The organism is Streptomyces sp. NPDC043427 (assembly GCF_056436655.1).
Window position 1 is genome coordinate 107,281 of sequence record NZ_JBWKCC010000030.1, and the last position, 20,849, is coordinate 128,129.

The following is a 20,849-nucleotide window of genomic DNA, read 5'->3' on the forward strand; positions in this document are numbered from 1 at the left end:
TGTCGCCTGCCTTCACCCATGCATCGGATCGAGTGGGCCGATCGGTTCACTCAGTCGGGAAATTGTTGCTCAACTGCTCTCGGGCGCCACCGTGGGACCCCCGTCGACGGCGTTGCTGTAGTCGTTGTGCGCGCGGTACCTCTCGGCGAAGCGGCCCGCCGCCCAGTGGTACGTGATCACGTTCTCGCCGGAGGGATTCGACACCGGGTCGCCCCTCTCGTACACCTGCTTGGTCACGACCAGGTCGCCGCGGTCGATCTCGGCGTAGACCGGGGGTGCCTCGGCCTTGAAGACGTTCTGGTACCGGCCGTCGGCCTCGCGGTACACGTACGAACCGACGCCGACGGCGTCGCTGCACGTGAGCACGTTGACCACGATGTCCTCGGCGGCTCCTCCGGTGAGCTCGCCGTAGGACACCTCGACCGGGTACTCGTCGGCGACGCACGGCTTCAGCTCGCGCTTGACCTCCGCCGAGACCCGCGGGTCGCCCTTGACGAGCCGGACCGCCTCCGCCCGGTCGGGGCTGGTGGTGGGGGAGGGCGCCGCGGCGGGCGACGCCGCGCCGCCCGCCACCGCGTCCGCCGGTCCCTCGTCACGGGCTCCGGTGCCGCCGGTGGCGCACGCGGCGACGAAAAGGGCGAGGGCGGCGAGCACGGCCACCGCCGTGATCGCCGCCTGGAAGGTTCCTCGGGCCGGTGTGGGCCCGGCCCCGGTCAGGCCGCCGCGCAACGCTCCCGCTCCTCACGCTCCAGCGCGCGTGCGTCCAGATCGCGGGCTTCCAGCTCCTCGCGGAGCCGGGCGAGCGCCCGGTGCAGCGTGCTCTTGACCGTTCCGGCCGACATGCCGAGGGCGGCGGCCGTCTCCTCCGTGGACATCTGCTCCCAGTGTCGCAGCACCACGACACTGCGCTGCTTCGGAGCGAGCACCTTCATGGCGTCCATCAGCAGGGCGCGGTCCGCGTGCTGCTCGGTGGAGTCGTCCACGCAGGCGTCCGGGAGCTGCTCGGTCGGCACCTCCTCCAGCTTGCGGGCTCGCCACCACTCGGTCCGCGTGTTGATCATCACGCGGCGCAGGTAGGCGTCCGCCAGCCGCTTGTCCGCTATGCCGTCCCAGCGGCCGTACGTCCGCGCCAGCGCCGTCTGGAGGAGGTCCTGGGCGTCGACCGGGTCCGGGACCAGCCGGCGGGCGCTGCGCAGCAGCGCGTCCTGCCGGGTGCGCACGTACTCCTCGAATTCGAGCACCTCGCCCTGCGCCATGATCAACCGCCTCCGCTCCCCGTTTTCCCGGCCTGTTCGTCGGGCCGGTTTCTCACTTCTTGGGGGACGGCTCGCGGTGCGTGTGGTCTGCCGGTGTGGCCGTGTGGTCCGCAACCGTCCCGTGCCCGTCGGGCACGAGGAAGAAGTTACGGAGCGGTTGTCACGGCGCTGTCCGAAGCAGCCTGCGGACAGCGCTCGGCTGTCCGTCGGTTGTGTAACGAAAGCACGAAACGGGTAAGGCGCCACACCGTTTCGAGTGTTTATGGGTGATTTGGCGGTCCGGGTCGCCGTGACGACGGCCCGTACGCCTGTGATGTGTCTGTGCGTCAGCTCAGCGGCAGCCGATAGAACCCGCCCGGCAGCGGCTCCACCAAACCGTCCGCGACGAGCCCGTCCAGGGCCCGGGCGCGCTGCACCGGCTCGTGCCACACCCGGTCGAGCGCGGCCTGCCGCACCGGCGCGTGGGCCTCCCTGAGTACGGCGAGCAGCTTGCCGCGGACCTGCCGGTCCGTGCCCGCGTACGTCTGCCCGCGCCGCGGCGGGCCCTCGTGCTCCGGCTTGCCCGCGAGCCGCCAGGCACACAGCGCGGCGATCGGACAGCGGTGACACGTCTCGCTCTTCGCCGTGCACACCAGGGCGCCGAGCTCCATGGAGGCGGCGGCCCAGCGCGCCGCGGTCTTCTCGTCCTCGGGCAGCAACGCGCGCGCGAGCCTGCGTTCGGCTGCGGTGGTGGCGTTCGGCGGGTACTGCACACCGCTGACCGCGCGCGCGAAGACGCGCCGCACGTTGGTGTCCAGGACGGCGTGCCGCTGCCCGTGGGCGAAGGAGGCGACGGCCGCGGCCGTGTACTCGCCGATGCCGGGCAGCGCCAGGAGCTGCGCGTGGTCGGCCGGTACGTCACCGCCGTGCCGCTCCGTTATGGCGACCGCGGCGCCGTGCAGGCGCAGGGCACGGCGCGGGTAGCCGAGCCGGCCCCAGGCGCGCACCGCCTCGCCGGGCGCCTCCTGGGCCAGGTCGGCGGGGCGGGGCCAGCGGGCCATCCACTGCTCGTAGACCGGCAGGACGCGGCTCACCGGCGTCTGCTGCAACATGAACTCACTGACCATCACACCCCAGGCACCGGCCTCGGGACGCCGCCACGGCAGATCGCGGGCGTGCTCCTCGAACCAGTCGATGACAGGGGCGTGCAGGCTCTCTCCGGGGGACGGGTCCTCGCCGCGGCGCGGGCCGGAGACGGCGTCGGCGGGGCTGCTGTACGGGGGCTTCGTGGGCGCAGTCATGACCCTCCGATCCTCCCACGACGACAGGCACACGCGCGTGCACCGCCACCCGCTCCCGCGGTTCGCGGTCGACCGCACGCGCCCGTACGTCACACCCCGCGCCCCACGGCCACCCCTCGCAGCACCTGACGATCGACAGCAGTGCTGCCCCGCCCCCCGCTTGTAGCGTCGGGCGGATGGAACGACCTCGCCCGCGTGGCGTCGCCCTCCTGTGGGCCGCCCTCGCGCTCCCGGCGCTCGGCGCGGACCGCCTCGGGCTGAACGAGCCGCGCCCGGCCTGGCAGCAGGCGGCCGGGCTCGGTTCGCTGGCCGTGGCCGTCGCCGTGTCGCGGTGCCGGCCCCTGGCGGCCTTCGCCCTGACGGCAGCGCTGAACCTGGCCGCCTCCCCCGCCCTGTTCGACGTGTCCTACGGCCCCGCCCTGGGCGTCCTCGCCCTGCTGCTCGGCCTGCGCGCGGACCGCCCGCGCCCGGCGGCCCTCGTCTTCGCCGCCGTCGCCTGTGCGGGCGTCGCGAAGATCGCCCTCGTCGGGGTCGACCCGGCGCCGGAATGGGTGGTCCTGATGGCCACACTGCTCTTCGGCTGCGTCTTCCCGTGGCTGGGCGGCCGCTACTGGCGGCAGAGCCGTGAGCTGGCCGAGGCGGGCTGGAACCGGGCTGCCCGGCTGGAGGACGAGCGGCGCGGCGCCGAGGAGCGCGCCCGGCTGCGGGAACGCGCGCGGATCGCCCAGGACATGCACGACTCCCTGGGACACGAACTGAGCCTGATCGCCCTGCGCGCGGGTGCCCTCCAGGTCGCCGCGGACCTCCCCGAGCACCACCGCGCCGCCGTGGCCGACCTGCGCGCGGCCGCCGCCGACGCCACGGACCGCCTCCACCGCATCATCGGCGTTCTGCGGGAGGACGACGAGCCGGCGCCGCTGACCCCCGCGGGCGAGAGCGTCGAACAACTCGTGGCCCGCGCCGCCGAGTCGGGACTGCCGGTGCGCTGGGAGCCGACGGGAGCCGCCCCGGCCGTGACACCCGGCGGGACCACCGAGCGGATCCTGTACCGAGTGGTCCGCGAGGCACTGACCAACGCGGCCCGCCACGCCCCGGGCGCCCCGGTCACCGTGGCGGCGGCCGAGGGCGCCGACGGCACGACCGTCACGGTCACCAACGGGTCTGCCACACAGGAACGTTCGGCGTCCTCCGGCGGCTCGGGCCTGCGCGGCCTGCGCGCCGCGGTGACCGCGCTGGGCGGCGACTTCGAGGCCGGTCCGCACGAGGACGGCTTCCGGGTGCGGGCCCACGTCCCCGCACAACCCGCGCCGCCCACGACCCGCCCCGCCCCCTCGGCCCCCTTCACCCGGGCCCGCCGCCGCTTCGTCCTCGCCCTCGCGGGCGCCGCCTGCGCGGGTGTCGTCCTGCTCGGTGGCGGCTTCGGCTGGTACGCCTACACGAAGACGCATTCCGTACTGGCTCCCGCCGCGTACGCGAAGCTGCGCCTCGGCGCGTCGGCCGGAGAGGTCACGCGCCTACTGCCGGAGCGAGCCGTCACGGACCCGCCCACGGAACGGGCGCCGACGCCGCCGAAGGGCACCCACTGCCGCTACTACCGGGCGAGCGGCGAACTCTTCGTCTCCGTCGACCACTTCAGACTGTGCTTCGACGACGAGGGGCGCCTGGTCGCCAAGGACGTGGTCCCCAGAGCCGGTCTGTCCGGCGAGGGGCGCGAGGAGTACAGGGAGTTCGCAGGATGATCCGCGTACTGCTGGCCGACGACGAGGCGATGGTACGGGCGGGGGTGCGCGCCATCCTCGCGAGCGGTGGGGAGACGGAGGTCGTCGCCGAGGCCGGCGACGGACGCGAGGCGGTCGAACTGGCCCGCGCCCACCGCCCGGACGTGGCCCTGCTGGACATCCGTATGCCGCGCCTGGACGGGCTCGCCGCCGCGGAGGAGATCGTACGGACCGTGCCGGGGACCGCCGTGGCGATGCTGACCACCTTCTCCGAACAGGCATACGTGGCCCGGGCGCTCGGCGGCGGCGCCACCGGGTTCCTGCTCAAGTCCGGCGACCCGTACGAGCTGATCGCGGGCGTACGGGCGGTCGCCGGCGGCGGCGCCTTCCTGTCGCCGAAGGTGGCCCGCTACGTCGTGGACGGCCTGGGCGGCGGACGGCTCGCCCGTGAGTCGGCCGCACGCGCGCGTGTGGGACGGCTCAGCCCGCGCGAGCGTGAGGTCCTCACGCTGGTCGGCGCGGGGCTGTCCAACCCGGAGATCGCCGCCCGGCTGCACCTTGTCGAGGGCACCGTGAAGGCGTACGTGAGCGCGGTCCTCGATCGGCTCGACGTCCGCAACCGGGTGCAGGCGGCGATCGTGGCGTACGAGGCGGGGCTGGTGGAGGGCTGAGGGTGGAGGCCCAGGGCCCAGGTTCAGGGGTGCTCCACCGACGCGTACGCGGCGGGGCGGGACGGCACCGGTCCGGGCCCGGTGAGCCACCGTACGAGGCCCGCCGACGATCCCCGCATCGCCTCCGCCGCCCGCGCTGCCGGACGTGTGCACAGGCGTACGGCCATGGCGGCGACGACCGCGCCGAGCAGGAGCCCCGCAGCGACGTCGTGCGGGTAGTGCACGCCGACGTAGACCCGGGAGAAGGCCATGAGGAGGGCCATAGGGGCCGTCAGCCACAACAGTGCGCGTCGGGCGAGCGCCAGGGCGACGGCGGCGGCGCCCGCGATCGTGGCGTGGTTGCTGGGGAAGGACCAGTCGCCGTGCGGCGGGCAGGGCGTGAGGGAGGCCGCCGCGTCGGCGACCGCTCGGCACGGACGTTCCTCGGTGACGGCCGACTTCAGCACCTCACTGCAGACGTACGCCACAGCAGTGGCCAGAGGTGCAAGGACCGCGATCGCGAAGGCGTGGGGTGTGGCGCGGCGGGACCGCCACCACGTCGTGACGAACAGCGCGGCGAACAGCAGCAGGCCTGCCTCCGTCCAGGTCTCGGTCAAGTGCTGTACCCACACAGGGGTGTCATGGGCGAAGGCGGTGATGTCGCGGTAGAGCCCGGCGTCCTCGGAGTTCATGGTCACGGACGGTAGGCGACCGGTCGTCGCCGTCACACCCTGCGATCGTCGCGTGCCGCACCTGACGAAAGACAGGGGTGGGGCGACAGTTCGCGGAATGATGATCGTGAAAAGTTGTGCTCTCCGGCGGCGGGTGAGGCGAGCGAACCGGGTGATCTCTCGTACAGTTTGCGCCGTGGGATCTCTGCGCAATCCGGTCGGGCCGCTTCCCTCCTCCATCTACTGGCGACGGAGGGCCGTACTGCTGTCCGTGGTAGCCCTGTTGACGCTGTTGGTCGCCTGGGTCGTCCTCGCGGGCGGAGGGGGCGGGAAGAACCAGGGCGACGGCTCCAACGGCAAGAATCCAGCGCCCACGATCACGCCGGGCCCCTCCAGCTCCGGTCCCGCGATCAGCCAAGCACCGGGCGGACGCGACGAGTCGGGCGGCGGGGACTCCAGCGGATCCGGTTCGGGCTCCGGCTCGGGGTCCGGCTCCGGCTCTGGCTCTGGCTCCGACGACGGTTCCGGAAGCGGGTCGGGCACCGGCTCGGGAGGTTCCGGTGGGGCCGGCGGGAGCGGGTCGGGCTCCGCGGGGTCCGGCGGGGCGGGCGAGGTCACCGTCGGCTCCGGCGGCACGGGGACCGCGTTGCCGGCCGGCTCGACCCTGCCCAACTGCACCGCCGGCGTGGTCACGTTGACCCTGCGCAGCGTCCACAACACGTACTCGCCCGACCAGACGCCGGCCTTCCAGCTGATCGCGAAGAACTCCTCCGCACATGACTGCAAGGTCGATCTCGGCCCGAAGAAGGCGGTGTTGACGGTTACTCAGGCGGGCAGCGAGGACGACTACTGGTCCTCGGCGGACTGCCCCGAGGTCACCGGCAGCCTGCTGTACCGGGTGCCCGCGGGCACCAGCATCACCTACACCGTGAAGTGGGACCGCAAGCCGAGTGCCCCGGAGTGCGCGACGCCGCCGTCCGGTACGGCGGGCGCGGGGACGTACCTCCTGGAGGCGAAGGCGCCGGGGTTCGCAAAGGCACAGGCGTCCTTCGTGCTGTCGGCCGACTAAGGGGTCCTTGCACTATGCCCGCCCGGGTCGCGTGGTCTGGCACCGCACCTCGCCGCGTTGCCGGAAAGCCCTAGTAGCTCCGCTACGAGGACTTTCCGGCGCCTTGCGATGCACGGCACCAGACCACGTGACCTCATCGGGCGCTCATAGTGCAAGGACCCCTAAGCGCAACACGCCCTGGTCGGCGAGCCGACCGGCGGCGTGCGCGGCCACGCGACCACGGGGAGAGGGGCGCCGGGGCCACAGGCCTCGCGCGCTCCTGTGTCAGACGTACCGCTCCAGGATCGACGACTCCGCCAGACGCGACAGCCCCTCGCGGACGCTGCGTGCGCGGGCCTCGCCGACGCCGTCCACCGTCTGGAGGTCGTCGACACTCGCGGCGAGCAGCTTCTGCAGGCCGCCGAAGTGCTCCACCAGCCGGTCGATGATGGCGCCGGGGAGGCGGGGGACCTTGGCGAGGAGGCGGAAACCGCGGGGGGAGACCGCCGAGTCGAGAGCCTCGGGGGAGCCCGTGTAGCCCAACGCGCGGGCCACCGTGGACAGTTCGAGGAGCTCGGCATGGGAGAGGGCGTCCAGCTCGTACAGGGCCTCGTCGACCGTGCGGGAGCGCTTCGCCGTCGGCTCGGGGACGTAGTCCCGTACGACCAGCTCACGCTCGGGCTCCACGCCCGCGATCAGCTCGTCGAGCTGGAGGGCGAGCAGCCGACCGTCCGTGCCCAGTTCGACCACGTATTCGGCGATTTCGGTGGCGATGCGGCGCACCATCTCCAGCCGCTGGGCCACTGCGGAGACGTCCCGGACCGTCACCAGGTCCTCGATCTCCAGCGCCGACAGCGTGCCCGCGACCTCGTCCAGGCGGAGCTTGTAGCGCTCCAGGGTCGCCAGGGCCTGGTTGGCACGGGAGAGGATCGCCGCCGAGTCCTCCAGGACACGGCGCTGGCCGCCGACGTACAGGGCGATCAGTCGCATGGACTGCGAGACCGAGACCACCGGGAAGCCGACCTGCTTGGAGACGCGGTCCGCCGTACGGTGCCGGGTGCCCGTCTCCTCCGTGGGGATCGTCGCGTCGGGCACGAACTGCACGCCCGCGCGGAGGATCTTCGACAGGTCGGAGGAGAGCACGATGCCACCGTCGAGCTTGCACAGCTCGCGCAGCCGGGTCGCCGCGAACTCGACGTCCAGGACGAAACCGCCCGTGCACATCGTCTCGACCGTCTTGTCGAAGCCGAGCACGATGAGACCGCCGGTGTTGCCGCGCAGGACCCGCTCGAGGCCGTCACGCAGCGCCGTGCCGGGAGCGACCGCGCTCAGCGAGGCGCGCATCAGGCCGTCGGCACCGGAGCTCCCACCGGACTTTCCGGGAGCTGCCGCCCGGTCGTTGGCTGCCACTGCACTCCTCCGGTCGCAGGTTCTGGGGCGCTCCCGTTTCGCGCACTCGGTTCGTACGGACGGGCGAGACCTGGGCAAAGTCTACCGGCGCTCCTCCGCGTCCCGTGGGGCCTCTCGTCGACGGGAGCGCGGCAGCACCCGCAGGGCGTCCCCCATGTCCGCGACTTCCAGGACCTTCATGCCGGCGGGGATCTTGCCGGGATCGCCCGGCACGAGCGCGTGCGTGAAGCCCAGACGGTGCGCTTCCGCGAGCCGGCGCTGGACGCCCGTGACCCGTCTGACCTCGCCCGCGAGGCCCACCTCGCCGATCGCGACGAGGTTCTTCGGCAGGGGGGTGTCACTGGCGGCGGAGGCCAGGGCGAGGGCGATCGCCAGGTCCGCGGCCGGCTCCGAGAGCTTCACACCGCCGACCGTCGCCGAATAGATGTCCCGCTTGCCGAGAGCGCTGATCCGGCCCCGCTGCTCCAGCACCGCGAGCATCATCGAGACACGGGAGGTCTCCAGGCCGGACGTCGTGCGCCGGGGGGAGGGGATCTGTGAGTCGACCGTGAGCGCCTGGACCTCGGCGACCAGGGGGCGGCGGCCTTCCAGGGTGACCGTCAGGCAGGTACCGGGGACCGGTTCATCACGACGAGTCAGGAAAAGTCCACTTGGGTCGGCCAGGCCCGTGATGCCCTCGTCGTGCAGTTCGAAGCAGCCGACCTCGTCCGTCGCGCCGTAGCGGTTCTTGACGCCTCGCACGAGACGCAGGCGCGCGTGCCGGTCGCCCTCGAAGTGCAGGACGACGTCCACGAGGTGTTCGAGGAGGCGCGGTCCGGCGATGGCGCCGTCCTTGGTGACATGCCCCACAAGGAGCGTGGACATCCCGCGTTCCTTGGAGGCCCGGATCAGGGCGCCCGCGACCTCCCGCACCTGCGCCATGCCGCCCGGGGCGCCGTCGATCTCCGGGGAGGCCACCGTCTGCACGGAGTCGAGGATCAGCAGCGACGGCTTCACCGCGTCCAAGTGGCCCAGCACGGCGGAGAGATCGGTCTCGGCGGCGAGATACAGGTGGTCGTGGAGGGCCTTGATGCGGTCGGCGCGCAGCCGCACCTGGCTCGCCGACTCCTCGCCCGTCACATACAGCGTGCGATGTTCGTCACTCGCCGCCTTGGCCGCCACGTCGAGCAGCAGCGTCGACTTGCCGACGCCGGGCTCGCCCGCGAGCAGCACCACCGCGCCGGGCACCAGGCCGCCGCCGAGCACCCGGTCCAGCTCCGGCACACCCGTGGAGCGGGCGGTGGCCTGACGGCCGTCGACCTGGCCGATGGGCAGGGCGGAGTTGGTGACCCGCCCGGGCGCCGTCGTACGGACCGCGGGCGCGCCGTACTCCTCGATCGTCCCCCAGGCCTGGCACTCGGGGCAGCGACCGAGCCACTTGGCCGTCTGCCAGCCGCACTCCGTGCAGCGGTAGGACGGGCGGTCCTTGGTGGTCTTCGTACGGGCAGCCATGGACGAACCGTAGCCGCCACCACTGACAACGCGGGCGGCACCCGGCCACCCGCCCGGAGACCCACCCGGCCACCGCCCGGAGACCCACCCGACCCCCACCCGACCCCCGACCGGACCCTCTCCGAGACCCCGAGCCGCGGAATAAACCGTTCCGCTCCCCGTACGAGGGATCGTTTCACCCGTACGAATTAAAAGTGCTCAAGGGGCGAGAACGGGACATCTCCCGCCACCTACGGTCGCACGGGTGATGAGCAGCAGTCCGGAAACCTCGACCCGCACCACAGGCGCACACCGGGCGCACCGCGAGGCGCGCGATCGGGGTGCGGCGCGCACCGTGGCACAGTGGCCGCCCGCGCGTTACGAGCCGTACCTGGACGGCCTGTTCACCTACTGCCTGTCCGTGCTGTGCGACCACGAGGCGGCGACCGCGGCCCTCGGTGACGTCCTCGCGCTCGCCGAGCGCCGCGGGCAGCGTTTCCCGGAAGCCGCCGGCGACCGCAGGGCCTGGCTGTACGCGCTGGCCCGCTGGGCGTGTCTGCGCAAGCTGGCCGAGGCCAAGCAGAAACGTCAGGCCACACACGCGGCGGGACGCCACGGCGTCCACCGGCTGCCCGCCGCGCAATCCGCGAGACCGTCCGTCCCCGACGAGGTCCAGGAGGAGCGGCGGCGCGAACTCGCCCAGCTCGCCTGGCCGGAGGCCGCGGGGACGACCCCCGAGCAGCGTGAGGCGCTCGAACTCGCCGTGCGCCACCATCTGGCCGCCCACGAGGTCGCCGCCGTCCTCGGCATGGACCTCGCCGCCGCCCGTGACCTGCTGGCCTCCGCCGCCTGCGAGGTCGAGCGCACCCGCGCGGCCCTCGCCGTCGTCGAGACCGGCACCTGTCCGAGCGTGGCCCGCCTCACCGGCGACAACCAGCCGGTGCTCGGCTCGGCCCTGCGCCGCGAACTCGTCCGGCACGTCGACGACTGTCCGCGCTGTCGCCGTACCGCCGAGCGCGCGGTCCCGGGCCGCTGGCCCGGCGCCACCGTCACGCCCGCCGAACTGCCCGTCCTGGCGGCGCCCCGCGCGGCGCTGCACCGCGCCCTGGCCCACCACCCGCGCGCGCGGGGCACCGCCGTCCCCCGCTTCGACCGGCGCGGCTTCCCGATGGACCCCAAGGACCGCGCCGCCCGAAGGGACCGCCTACGCGCGCGTGCCGTCACGACGACCGTGGTGGCCACGGTCGTCGCCGCCCCCGTGCTCGCTCTGTGGGCCGCCTACCGGGGCACGCCGACCTCCGAGGCGGACGGCCGCGCGGCCAGCGCGAGCGAGCTCCAGGGGCCCGACAGCCTCGACGGCGAGGCGGTGGGCGGCTACGAGAACGCCGGCAACGTCAGCACCCAGCCCGACCGTCGCCTCGGCAAGGGCGACGAGCCCGACGTATCCGTAGAGGTGATCAGCGTCACGGGCGCGGGCCGGAAGGGAGCGGGGCACCTCTCGGTGGAGGCCGGCACCAGCGGCGACACCACGCTCGTCACCCTCACCGCGAGCGGTGACGGGCCGGTGCGCTGGTCCGCGTCCACCTCGGCGCCCTGGCTCTACCTGAGCCGGTCCTCGGGGACGCTCCAGCCCGGCGAATCGTTGACGGTCAGGGTCTACGTCGACGCCCTGCGCGAGCCCTCCGGGCACTGGAGCGCGCGCGTGGCGATCTCCCCGGCGGGCGCCGTCGTGTCCATCGAGGGCTACGGCACCGCCCCCGGCCCCCACCCCGCCCCCGCGGACCCCGGCGATCCACCCCCACCCCACCCGGACCCGACCCCCACGACCCCACCCACCACGGACCCCACCCCGACGCCCCCACCACAGTCCCCGGAGCCCACCCCCGACACCTCGACCCCACCCACCACGGCAGACCCCACGCCCTCCCCCAGCGAGAGCGACCAGCCGGGCCCGCCCGGAGCCTGACCTGGGACGAGTCCGTCCCTTGGCGGACAGGCGCAGGGGAGAGGCTGAGGAACGCCCCCTTCACCCCGACGCCCCCTCACCGCCTGCCGGCCCTACACGCCGGCAGGCCCCTCAGGTCCCACCGGATCCGCCGGATGCGGTGCCATCAGCGGCAGCTGCGACGCCAGTCGCGCCTCGCACAGCTCCACGAGACGGTCGTAGCCGGCCTTGCCCATCAGTTCGGTCAGTTCGGCGCGGTAGGACACGTAGACCGGGTCGCCGGCGCCGTGTGCCGAAGTCGCTGAGGTGCACCACCAGTGGAGGTCGTGGCCGCCGGGGCCCCAGCCGCGGCGGTCGTACTCACCGATCGACACCTGGAGCACCCGCGTGTCGTCGGGCCGGTCGATCCAGTCGTAGGTGCGCCGGATCGGCAGCTGCCAGCACACGTCCGGCTTGGTCTCGAGCGGCTCTCGACCCTCCCGCAGCGCCAGGATGTGCAGCGAGCAGCCCGCGCCGCCGGCGAAGCCGGGCCGGTTCTGGAAGATGCACGAGCCGTTGAACGGACGCGTCTGCCGGGAACCCTCGTCGTCCTTCGAGACCCAGCCGTTCTCCGTGCCCTCGTCGTGGTGCTGCCAGATCTCCGGAGTGAGCCTCGCCACATGTTCGGCGACGCGTTTCTCGTCGTCCTCGTCGGAGAAGTGGGCACCCAGCGTGCAGCAGCCGTCGTCGGCGCGGCCCGCCTGGATGCCCTGGCAGCCGCTTCCGAAGATGCAGGTCCACCGAGAGGTCAGCCATGTCAGATCGCAGCGGAAGACCTGCTCGTCGTCCGCAGGATCCGGGAACTCCACCCACGCGCGCGCGAAGTCGAGGCCCTTCTCGTCCGCTGCCAGGGCCTTCGCTGCCGCGGCCTTCTTCGACATCTTCGGTGACTTCGTCGACTTCCCCCGAGCGGAACCGTCAGCACCGCCGGTGGATTTGTCAGGCTTCGCCTTTTTCGTCTTTGGCACCCGTCCAGGGTAAGTCGCCGAAGGCCGCAGTGGGGACGGTCCACGGCCTCGCGGGCAGTAGCGTGCCCTCCATGAGACTCGGTGTCCTCGACGTGGGATCGAACACGGTGCATCTGCTGGTGGTGGACGCACACCCCGGTGCACGCCCGTTGCCCGCACACTCGCACAAGGCTGAACTTCGCCTCGCCCAACTCCTCGACGGGGACGGAGCCATCGGCCCCGAGGGGATCGACAAACTGATCTCGGTCGTTCAGGAGTCGCTCCAGGCCGCCGAGGACAAGGGCGTCGAGGATCTGCTGCCGTTCGCGACCTCCGCCGTGCGCGAGGCCAGCAACGCCGACGACGTCCTCGCGCGCGTGCAGGACGAGACCGGCGTCGAGCTCCAGGTCCTCACCGGCGCGGAGGAGGCCCGGCTCACCTTCCTCGCGGCCCGCCGCTGGTTCGGCTGGTCGGTCGGGAAGCTGTTGGTGCTGGACATCGGCGGGGGTTCCCTGGAGATCGCGTACGGCATCGACGAGGAGCCCGACACCGCGGTCTCCCTGCCCCTGGGCGCTGGCCGGCTCACAGCCGGCTGGCTGCCCGGCGACCCGCCCGACCCCGAGGACATACGGGCGCTGCGCCGGCACGCACGCACCGAGATCGCTCGTACGGTCGGTGAGTTCAGCCGCTTCGGCGCGCCCGACCACGTGGTCGCCACGTCGAAGACCTTCAAGCAACTCGCCCGCCTCGCCGGCGCCGCCCGCTCCACCGAGGGCCTCTACGTCCAGCGCGATCTCAAGCGGGAGTCCCTGGAGGCCTGGGTACCGCGCCTGTCCGCCATGACGACCGCCCAGCGCGCGGAGCTGCCGGGCGTCTCGGAGGGCCGCGCGGGCCAACTCCTCGCGGGCGCCCTGGTGGCCGAGGGCGCGATGGACCTCTTCGGCATAGAAACGCTGGAGATCTGCCCGTGGGCTCTGCGCGAGGGCGTGATCCTGCGGCGCCTTGATCACATGGGCTCGCTGTAGACCCTCAGGGGCGCGGGGAACTGCGTGAGCGAGCACAAACCACTCGCACTCGCCGACGGCAGAGGTCACGACGGCGAACGGGCGCTCCCGCGCCCCCGAGGTCGCCTCCACGTGGTCGCCAGTCCGGACCGTGCGCCGGACGGCTGGACGGTCGTAGCGCCCTTCACCATCGAGGCGAGCGCGTCCTTCGAGGCGAGCGCGTCCTTCGCGTCGAAACCGGTGGCCCCGAAGGCGTACATGCTCGCCAGGATCGAGTGATACGGGTCACCGTTCATGACGCCGTCGAAGTCGTTGTTCACCGACCAGCGGTCCCACACGTCGCCGGCCCGGGGGCCTGGTCGTCCATCGGCTGAGCGGTCTCGACCCGCAAGTCGGCGGCGGTCAATCGGCCTTGCCGACAAAATGGCGTGATCGACATCAAGCATCCACCCGATGCGCTCCGTTTCGCCGCGCGTCTGCCGTTTTCCGTGCGTCCGGTGGAGGGCTCCCGTGGCCGGCCGGTGTGTGCGTCGGGCCACAACGGCGCTCTGGAGCACGGCCTCACCCGGGCCCCACCCCGTACGCTGTCCCTCGTGGCAGAACCAAGGGACGTGGTCCGGATCCCGGATGCGAAGGTCGCCCTGTCGACGGCTTCCGTCTACCCGGAGTCGACGGCGACGGCCTTCGAGATCGCCGCGCGCCTGGGCTACGACGGCGTCGAGATCATGGTGTGGAACGACCCGGTCAGCCAGGACATCGACGCGCTGCGCAGACTCAGCGACTACCACCAGGTCCCGATCCTCGCCGTGCACGCCCCCTGCCTGCTCATCACGCAGCGCGTCTGGTCCACCGACCCCTGGGTCAAACTCCAGCGCGCCCGCACGGCGGCGGAGAAGCTCGGCGCGTCCACGGTCGTCGTACATCCGCCGTTCCGCTGGCAGCGCCAGTACGCGCGTGACTTCGTCGCCGGGATCTGGCGGATGGCGAACGAGACGGACGTACGGTTCGCTGTCGAGAACATGTACCCCTGGCGCTACCGCGACCGGGAGATGCTTGCCTACGCCCCCGACTGGGACGTGACGAAGGACGACTACCGGCACTTCACGATCGACCTCAGTCATTCCTCCACGGCCCGCGCCGACGCCCTCCAGATGGTCGACCGCATGGGTGACCGTCTCGGACACGTCCACCTCGCGGACGGCAAGGGGTCGGCGAAGGACGAGCACCTCGTCCCCGGCCGCGGCAACCAGCCCTGCGCGGAGCTGCTGGAACGTCTCGCCGTGACCGGTTTCGACGGCCACGTGGTCATCGAGGTCAACACCCGCCGCGCCATGTCCAGCGCGGAGCGCGAGGCCGACCTCGCCGAGGCCCTGGCCTTCACCCGCCTCCACCTGGCCGCGGGAGCGAAGGTGCCCCGGCGATGAACGGCAACGCATCCGCAGCGCCGCGCGAAGGTGCGCGGTCATGACCGGAGCCACCGCCCGGCGCCGCGGTCGCCCCCCGCGTACGGAGGCCGCCGACACCCGTGACCGTATCCTGACGGCGGCCCGCGAGGAGTTCGCCGAGCGTGGGTACGACAAGACGTCCGTGCGCGGCATCGCCAAGGCGGCCGGCGTGGACTCCGCGCTGGTGCACCACTACTTCGGCACCAAGGAGCAGGTCTTCGAGGCGGCGATCGAGGTCGCCTTCGCGCCCGCCCTCAACGCGCCCGAGGCGGTCGCCGACGGCCCGCTGGAGGGGGTGGGGGAGCGGCTCACCCGCTTCGTCCTCGGCGTCTGGGAGAACCCCACCACCCGTAAGCCCCTGCTGGCGATCGTCCGGTCCGCGGTCAACAACGAGACCGCGGCCGCCGTCTTCCGTCGCCTGGTCGGCACCCAGCTGCTGCGCCGCATCGCCACCCAGCTCGACCTCCCCGACGCGGAGCTGCGCGCCGAGCTCGCGGCCGCGCAGCTCGTGGGATGCGCGATGCTCCGGTACGTGATCAAGGTGGAGCCGCTGGCTTCGGCGGACCTGGAGCAGATCGTCGCGCGGGTGGCACCGGTGGTCCAGGGACACCTGACCGCGCCTTGAGCCCTGCGGGCTACCGTGAGACGTACATCCCGCATTCCGGACAAGCTGTCCGCCCTCTGGATGACCGGCGTACGCTCGATACGAGTCAGAAGTCTCTGATCGCAGTCTCTGCAGTCCTGGAAATCTGCAGTCCCTAAGGAGCGAGCGACGATGCCCGAGCTGAGGTCCCGCACAGTCACCCACGGCCGCAACATGGCGGGCGCCCGCGCCCTTATGCGCGCCTCCGGTGTACCCGGTGCGGACATCGGCCGCAAGCCGATCATCGCGGTCGCCAACAGCTTCACCGAGTTCGTCCCGGGCCACACCCATCTCCAGCCGGTCGGCCGGATCGTCAGCGAGGCGATCGTCGAGGCCGGCGGCATCCCGCGCGAGTTCAACACGATCGCCGTCGACGACGGCATCGCCATGGGCCATGGCGGCATGCTCTACTCCCTGCCCTCCCGCGACCTGATCGCGGACAGCGTGGAGTACATGGTCGAGGCCCACTGCGCCGACGCCCTGATCTGCATCTCCAACTGCGACAAGATCACCCCGGGCATGCTCAACGCGGCCCTGCGGCTGAACATCCCCACGGTGTTCGTCTCCGGCGGCCCGATGGAGTCCGGCCGGGCCACGCTGGTCGACGGCACGGTCCGTACGCTCGACCTGGTCGACGCGATGTCCGAGGCCGTGAACGAAAAGATCTCGGACGAGGACATCCTCCGTATCGAGGAGAACGCCTGTCCGACCTGCGGCTCGTGTTCCGGCATGTTCACCGCCAACTCGATGAACTGCCTCACCGAGGCCATCGGCCTCTCCCTCCCCGGCAACGGCTCGGTCCTGGCCACCCACACGGCCCGCAAGCGGCTGTACGTCGACGCCGCCAACACGGTGATGGACATCACCCGCCGCTACTACGAGCAGGACGACGAGACGGTCCTGCCGCGCAACGTCGCCACCTTCGCGGCGTTCGAGAACGCGATGGCCCTCGACATCGCGATGGGCGGCTCGACCAACACGATCCTGCACCTGCTGGCGGCGGCCCAGGAGGCGGGCGTCCCCTTCGGCCTGGGCGAGATCGACGCGGTCTCCCGCCGGGTCCCCTGCCTGGCCAAGGTGGCTCCGAACATCGCGAAGGACCGCACGTACTACATGGAGGACGTGCACCGCGCCGGCGGCATCCCCGCCCTCCTCGGCGAGCTGCACCGCGCGGGCCTGCTGAACGAGGACGTGCACTCGGTCCACAGCCCGTCCCTGGCCGACTGGCTGAAGACCTGGGACGTGCGCGGCGGCTCCCCCTCCCCGGAGGCGATCGAGCTGTGGCACGCCGCCCCGGGCTGCGTCCGCTCCGCCGAGGCCTTCTCCCAGTCCGAGCGCTGGGAGGCCCTCGACGAGGACGCCGAGGGCGGCTGCATCCGCTCCGTCGAGCACGCGTACTCCAAGGACGGCGGCCTCGCGGTCCTCAAGGGCAACCTCGCGGTCGACGGCTGTGTGGTGAAGACGGCCGGCGTCGACGAGTCGATCTGGACCTTCGAGGGCCCGGCGGTCGTCTGCGAGTCGCAGGAGGAGGCCGTCGAGAAGATCCTGCTGAAGCAGATCACCGACGGCGACGTCGTCGTCATCCGCTACGAGGGCCCCAAGGGCGGTCCGGGTATGCAGGAGATGCTCTACCCGACCTCGTACCTGAAGGGCCGCGGCCTCGGCAAGACCTGCGCGCTGATCACCGACGGCCGCTTCTCCGGCGGTACGTCCGGCCTCTCCATCGGCCACGCCTCGCCCGAGGCGGCCGGTGGCGGCACCATCGCCCTCGTCGAGGACGGCGACCGCATCCGCATCGACATCCCGAACCGCTCGATCGAGCTGCTCGTGGACGACGCGGAACTGGCCCGCCGTGAGCAGGCCCTGAACGGCGTCTACGCCCCGAAGAACCGCGACCGCAAGGTCTCCGCCGCCCTGCGCGCCTACGCCGCCATGGCGACCAGCGCCGACAAGGGCGCGGTGCGGGACGTCAGCATGCTGGGCTGAGGCACCGTAAGCGCATCGTGAGGGCCGTCCCCACCGGGGTCGGCCCTCACCCACGTCACCACCCCGCCGGATCCCGCGCGTCCACCCCGAACACCGTGCCGTCCGGCGCGCTCGCGAAGACGCGTCCCCCGGAGAGCACCGGCTCGGGCAGCGTGGCCGCGACCGAGTCGGCGTCGGCGGCCAGCCGGGGCGGCGTCTGCCCGACGAGCCTGCCGGTGCGGGCGTCGACGGCGAGCAGTCGCCCGTCGGCCGCCGCGACGTACACATGCGCGGCGTCGGCGACCGGGGCCGAGCCACGGCTCATGGATGTCTCCAGAAGCCACCGCTGCTTGCCCGAGTCGACGTCCACGGCCTCGAGCGAGCCACCGAACGACAGGATGTGCACCACGTTCCCGCGCACGCTCGCATGGGCGTCCGGGCGGGGGACCGGCAGCTTCACCCGGCGTGAGGCCTTCGTCCCAGGGGTGTAGCGCACGACGGCGTCCGCACGCTGGAACACGTTGTCGATGGACAGGAAGAACACCGACCCGTCCTGCGAGCCGATCGGATTCAGCGTCCCCTTGAGCTGCGCCTCCCAGCGCACGTCCCCGGTGGCCGGATCCAGCGCCGAGACCCGCGTCCGCTTATCGTCGGCGGTGGCGCTCACCGTGTAGGCGAGCGGATCCCCGGCGAAGGAGACGAACGACGGCGTCGCCTGCCCCGGCACCGCCCGCTTCCACTTCGTGTCACCCGAAGCGGCGTCCACGCCGATGACCGTCCCGTCGGCGCCGGTGAGCAGCAGCATGTCTCCCACCACCCGCATCCCGTTGTACGCGGGCACCTTCCGCTGCCACCGCGGCCTGCCCGACGCCGGATCGAGCGCCTCCAGCCGCTGCCCGTGTTCCACCGAGGGCTGTACGAGCCCGCCCGCCACGACCGGCGGCCCGTCGTAGCGGGACGTGGCGGAGGAGTGCTTCCACAGCAGGGAACCGTCGGCCGGATCGAGTGCGAAGACCAGCCCGGGCTGCGCGCACAGCAGCTTTCCGGCGCCGTGGGAGCACTGCCGCAGACCGCGAGCCGCGGAGATCGGCTTCGCCTCCCATGCCTGGAACGCGGCCGCCACCGCCTTCGGCGCGGCGGGCTTCGGCGCGCTCGCCTCCGCACCGAACCACAGCACCGAGCCGAGCACACCGATCACGACGAGCACAGCCGCACCGGCGGCGAGCACCGCCTTCCTGCGCAGCCGCCCTCCCGCACCCCGGCGTCGCTCCTCGGGCTCGGGCGGCCCCGGCGCGTCGATCTCGCCCTCGGCCTCGATGTGGACAGACCGCTGTCCCGGTATGAACGCCTGCGTGTCGTAGGACGCCGCCACCGACCGCAGTTCGCGCATCAGCTCGTCCGGCGTGGGCCGGTCCTCGGGCTCCTTGGCGAGGCAGCGCAGCACCAGTGGCGCGAGACTCTCCGGGACGCCGGTGAGGTCCGGCTCGTCGTGCACGACCTGGTAGGCGACGACGTACGGGCTGTCGGAGTCGAACGGCCCGCGTCCCGTCGCCGCGTGCACCAGCACCGACCCGAGCGCGAAGATGTCGGCGGCCGGCCCGACCTCCCTCGGCCGCCGGAACTGCTCCGGCGCCATGAACGGCGGAGTGCCGATCAACTTCCCGGTCTCCGTGCGCAGTTCACTGTCCTTGGGCCGCGAGATGCCGAAGTCGATGACCTTCGGCCCGTCCTCGGCGAGCAGCACGTTGCTGGGCTTGAGGTCCCGGTGCACGACACCGACCCGGTGGATGTCCCGCAGCGCCTCGGCGAGTCCGGCCATCAGCCGGCGCAACTGGGCGGGCGCCATGGGCCCGTTCCGCTTCACATGCTCGGAGAGGGTCGGCCCCGGGATGAACAGCGTCGCCATCCAGGGCCGTTCGGCGTCCGGGTCGGCGTCGACGACGGGCGCGGTGAAGGCGCCGCTGACCCTCCGCGCGGCGCCGACCTCCTGCCGGAACCGCCCCCTGAACTCGGGGTCCTTGGCGAACTGGGCGTGTACGACCTTCACCGCGAGCTTCAGGCCCGAGGTGCTGCGGGCCAGGTGGACGACCCCCATGCCACCGGAGCCCAGACACGAATCCAGACGGTAGTGACCGGCGTATTCGGGAAGTTCCGCTTCCGCGCCCGCTCCGCTGTCCTGCCGTGGCGCCATGGGACCACCCCCGTGCTGTTCGTCCGCGCGCGCGACGCACGGAGCCTAGTCGATGACTCGTATGAGACCGAGACGGCTTGCTAGCCTCCGCGTACGAGTTACGCACATGTGTTTCATGTCGCGTTTCAGGGGAATCAACGGGATCCCATGTCGGTCATGGGTTCAACGGGGGGAGATCTTCATGTCGGTCGAGCACGTGGAAGAGAGAGAAGGCGTCGAGGGTGCCACGGCGGTCGCGGCGGCGGCCGTCCACTACTACCCGGTGGCCCCCGGCATCCACCTCAACGTCCGCAGCGGCCCCGGCACCCAGTACGGCATCGTCCGCACCCTCGCCGAGGGCGCCTACGTCCCGATCTACTGCCAGACCCCGGGCACGACCGTCGCCGGCCCGTACGGCACCTCGAACATCTGGGACAACATCGGCAGTGGCCAGTTCGTCTCCGACGCGTACGTCAAGACGGGCGCCGACGGTTACGTGACGTCGCGCTGCGGCTGACCCACGCACGCGGGCGCAGGCAACCCCGGGCCGGCCCTCGGGCCGACAGGGGAGCCTGCGCCACGGCGGCTCGCACACCAGAGCCATAATCGACCCGTGAGCGACGAAACCGGCACCCCGGACACCCGCGCGGGCTCTCCGGCCGCCCCCACCGGCCCCCGCCCCGAGCCCCTGCGCTTCTTCGGCACCACCTGGGTGAACCACGACAACGGCTACACCGTCCGCCGTGTCGGCGTGGCCGTGGGCTCCCTCGCCGCGGCCGTCGCCTCCTGCCTGGTCCTTCGCTTCGCCTTCGAAGGCCTGAGCATCGCCGGCACCGGCAGCCTGGTCACGCTCCTCGTCGTCGTGATGTTCGCGGTCTGCAGCTCCCTCGCCTTCGCCCACACGTGGGGCGGCTTCAGCAAGCGTCCCGACCCCGACCGCCAGGCCTCCCTGCGCGGCCTGCTCGCGATCGGCTTCGTCGGCTCCCTCCTCGCCCACTTCTTCCGCTCCCTCACCGAGGCCCCCGGCGAGAAACTCCTCCGCGAGGAGTACGAGACGGCACGCACGGAGCACGAACGCCGCTCCACCCGCCGCTCGGGCAACCCGTCGAAGAAGCGCGGACGCCAGTAGGAGCCCCCGCGCCCGTCCCCGCTCCGGCCTTCTCACCGAAATCCCACCTCCCCGGCCGT

19 protein-coding genes are annotated in these 20,849 nt (G+C 72.3%); 11 read left to right on the forward strand and 8 right to left on the reverse strand.

The genetic code is table 11. The features are described from left to right. Nucleotides 1–69 precede the first annotated feature (69 nt). The 3 genes from AC067M_RS35425 to AC067M_RS35435 form a co-directional block, all read right to left on the reverse strand. Nucleotides 70–729, reverse strand: coding sequence for a hypothetical protein (locus AC067M_RS35425; RefSeq protein WP_478701140.1), 660 nt, complete (start codon nt 727–729; stop codon nt 70–72). Next, the gene (locus tag AC067M_RS35430) at nt 714–1,256 is read right to left on the reverse strand and encodes a SigE family RNA polymerase sigma factor (protein WP_069773156.1); all 543 of its coding nucleotides are present in this window, start codon (nt 1,254–1,256) and stop codon (nt 714–716) included. The genes AC067M_RS35425 and AC067M_RS35430 overlap by 16 nt, the downstream gene beginning before the upstream one ends. A 326-nt stretch (nt 1,257–1,582) precedes the next feature. Next, complete coding sequence (locus tag AC067M_RS35435; protein ID WP_478701141.1) at nt 1,583–2,536, reverse strand: HhH-GPD family protein; 954 nt, start codon at nt 2,534–2,536, stop codon at nt 1,583–1,585. Between the two features lie 176 nt (nt 2,537–2,712). Between AC067M_RS35435 and AC067M_RS35440 the strand changes: the two genes are divergently transcribed. Together AC067M_RS35440 and AC067M_RS35445 are read left to right on the forward strand one after the other, a co-directional pair. Further along, nucleotides 2,713–4,275: a sensor histidine kinase gene (locus tag AC067M_RS35440; RefSeq protein WP_478701142.1), complete on the forward strand. Its 1,563-nt coding sequence runs from the start codon at nt 2,713–2,715 to the stop codon at nt 4,273–4,275. After that, nucleotides 4,272–4,925 carry a response regulator transcription factor gene (locus AC067M_RS35445; RefSeq protein ID WP_478701143.1) on the forward strand — a complete coding sequence of 218 codons (654 nt, stop codon included), beginning with the start codon at nt 4,272–4,274 and terminating at the stop codon, nt 4,923–4,925. The genes AC067M_RS35440 and AC067M_RS35445 overlap by 4 nt, the downstream gene beginning before the upstream one ends. A 23-nt stretch (nt 4,926–4,948) precedes the next feature. Here AC067M_RS35445 and AC067M_RS35450 read toward each other — a convergent pair whose 3' ends face one another. Continuing rightward, nucleotides 4,949–5,596, reverse strand: coding sequence for a phosphatase PAP2 family protein (locus AC067M_RS35450; RefSeq protein WP_478701144.1), 648 nt, complete (start codon nt 5,594–5,596; stop codon nt 4,949–4,951). A gap of 175 nt (nt 5,597–5,771) precedes the next feature. Here AC067M_RS35450 and AC067M_RS35455 point away from each other — a divergent pair, with 175 nt between their 5' ends. Further along, nucleotides 5,772–6,644 carry a hypothetical protein gene (locus AC067M_RS35455; RefSeq protein ID WP_478701145.1) on the forward strand — a complete coding sequence of 291 codons (873 nt, stop codon included), beginning with the start codon at nt 5,772–5,774 and terminating at the stop codon, nt 6,642–6,644. Between the two features lie 264 nt (nt 6,645–6,908). Here AC067M_RS35455 and disA read toward each other — a convergent pair whose 3' ends face one another. After that, nucleotides 6,909–8,033 carry a DNA integrity scanning diadenylate cyclase DisA gene (gene disA / locus AC067M_RS35460; protein WP_478701146.1) on the reverse strand — a complete coding sequence of 375 codons (1,125 nt, stop codon included), beginning with the start codon at nt 8,031–8,033 and terminating at the stop codon, nt 6,909–6,911. Between the two features lie 81 nt (nt 8,034–8,114). Further along, on the reverse strand, nt 8,115–9,524 hold the full coding sequence (gene radA / locus AC067M_RS35465; RefSeq protein WP_478701147.1) for a DNA repair protein RadA: 1,410 nt from the start codon (nt 9,522–9,524) through the stop codon (nt 8,115–8,117). A gap of 244 nt (nt 9,525–9,768) precedes the next feature. On the opposite strand from radA, the gene AC067M_RS35470 reads away from it, so the two are divergent. Further along, nucleotides 9,769–11,469 carry a BACON domain-containing protein gene (locus tag AC067M_RS35470; protein ID WP_478701148.1) on the forward strand — a complete coding sequence of 567 codons (1,701 nt, stop codon included), beginning with the start codon at nt 9,769–9,771 and terminating at the stop codon, nt 11,467–11,469. 92 nt (nt 11,470–11,561) lie between these two features. Here the strand turns inward: AC067M_RS35470 and AC067M_RS35475 are convergent, their stop codons facing one another. After that, the gene (locus AC067M_RS35475; RefSeq protein WP_478701149.1) at nt 11,562–12,455 is read right to left on the reverse strand and encodes a DUF3109 family protein; all 894 of its coding nucleotides are present in this window, start codon (nt 12,453–12,455) and stop codon (nt 11,562–11,564) included. Between the two features lie 71 nt (nt 12,456–12,526). On the opposite strand from AC067M_RS35475, the gene AC067M_RS35480 reads away from it, so the two are divergent. From AC067M_RS35480 to ilvD, 5 genes are all read left to right on the forward strand, one after another. Then, complete coding sequence (locus AC067M_RS35480; protein WP_478701150.1) at nt 12,527–13,459, forward strand: Ppx/GppA family phosphatase; 933 nt, start codon at nt 12,527–12,529, stop codon at nt 13,457–13,459. Nucleotides 13,460–13,483: 24 nt separating this feature from the next. Continuing rightward, complete coding sequence (locus tag AC067M_RS35485; RefSeq protein WP_478701151.1) at nt 13,484–13,717, forward strand: hypothetical protein; 234 nt, start codon at nt 13,484–13,486, stop codon at nt 13,715–13,717. A 314-nt stretch (nt 13,718–14,031) separates the two neighbouring features. Then, a complete protein-coding gene (locus AC067M_RS35490) occupies nt 14,032–14,862 on the forward strand; it encodes a sugar phosphate isomerase/epimerase family protein (protein WP_478701152.1) in 831 nt (276 codons plus the stop codon). A 40-nt stretch (nt 14,863–14,902) separates the two neighbouring features. Then, nucleotides 14,903–15,508, forward strand: coding sequence for a TetR/AcrR family transcriptional regulator (locus AC067M_RS35495; protein ID WP_478701153.1), 606 nt, complete (start codon nt 14,903–14,905; stop codon nt 15,506–15,508). A gap of 150 nt (nt 15,509–15,658) precedes the next feature. After that, nucleotides 15,659–17,512, forward strand: a complete 1,854-nt coding sequence (ilvD, locus tag AC067M_RS35500) for a dihydroxy-acid dehydratase (RefSeq protein WP_478701154.1) — start codon at nt 15,659–15,661, stop codon at nt 17,510–17,512. A 55-nt stretch (nt 17,513–17,567) separates the two neighbouring features. Here the strand turns inward: ilvD and AC067M_RS35505 are convergent, their stop codons facing one another. Continuing rightward, on the reverse strand, nt 17,568–19,682 hold the full coding sequence (locus AC067M_RS35505; RefSeq protein ID WP_478701155.1) for a serine/threonine-protein kinase: 2,115 nt from the start codon (nt 19,680–19,682) through the stop codon (nt 17,568–17,570). A 181-nt stretch (nt 19,683–19,863) separates the two neighbouring features. Between AC067M_RS35505 and AC067M_RS35510 the strand changes: the two genes are divergently transcribed. Next, nucleotides 19,864–20,178, forward strand: coding sequence for an SH3 domain-containing protein (locus AC067M_RS35510; RefSeq protein WP_478701156.1), 315 nt, complete (start codon nt 19,864–19,866; stop codon nt 20,176–20,178). Between the two features lie 96 nt (nt 20,179–20,274). After that, nucleotides 20,275–20,790 carry an EamA/RhaT family transporter gene (locus AC067M_RS35515; protein ID WP_478701157.1) on the forward strand — a complete coding sequence of 172 codons (516 nt, stop codon included), beginning with the start codon at nt 20,275–20,277 and terminating at the stop codon, nt 20,788–20,790. Nucleotides 20,791–20,849 lie beyond the last annotated feature (59 nt).

Bases quoted from the DNA above. Each gene is read 5' to 3' on its own strand.
- AC067M_RS35430 (WP_069773156.1), bottom strand. From the start codon at position 1,256: ATGGCGCAGGGCGAGGTGCTCGAATTCGAGGAGTACGTGCGCACCCGG.
- ilvD (WP_478701154.1), top strand. From the start codon at position 15,659: ATGCCCGAGCTGAGGTCCCGCACAGTCACCCACGGCCGCAACATGGCG.
- AC067M_RS35505 (WP_478701155.1), bottom strand. From the start codon at position 19,682: ATGGCGCCACGGCAGGACAGCGGAGCGGGCGCGGAAGCGGAACTTCCC.
- AC067M_RS35495 (WP_478701153.1), top strand. From the start codon at position 14,903: ATGACCGGAGCCACCGCCCGGCGCCGCGGTCGCCCCCCGCGTACGGAG.
- AC067M_RS35435 (WP_478701141.1), bottom strand. From the start codon at position 2,536: ATGACTGCGCCCACGAAGCCCCCGTACAGCAGCCCCGCCGACGCCGTC.
- radA (WP_478701147.1), bottom strand. From the start codon at position 9,524: ATGGCTGCCCGTACGAAGACCACCAAGGACCGCCCGTCCTACCGCTGC.
- AC067M_RS35510 (WP_478701156.1), top strand. From the start codon at position 19,864: ATGTCGGTCGAGCACGTGGAAGAGAGAGAAGGCGTCGAGGGTGCCACG.
- AC067M_RS35445 (WP_478701143.1), top strand. From the start codon at position 4,272: ATGATCCGCGTACTGCTGGCCGACGACGAGGCGATGGTACGGGCGGGG.
- AC067M_RS35440 (WP_478701142.1), top strand. From the start codon at position 2,713: ATGGAACGACCTCGCCCGCGTGGCGTCGCCCTCCTGTGGGCCGCCCTC.
- AC067M_RS35480 (WP_478701150.1), top strand. From the start codon at position 12,527: ATGAGACTCGGTGTCCTCGACGTGGGATCGAACACGGTGCATCTGCTG.
- AC067M_RS35450 (WP_478701144.1), bottom strand. From the start codon at position 5,596: ATGAACTCCGAGGACGCCGGGCTCTACCGCGACATCACCGCCTTCGCC.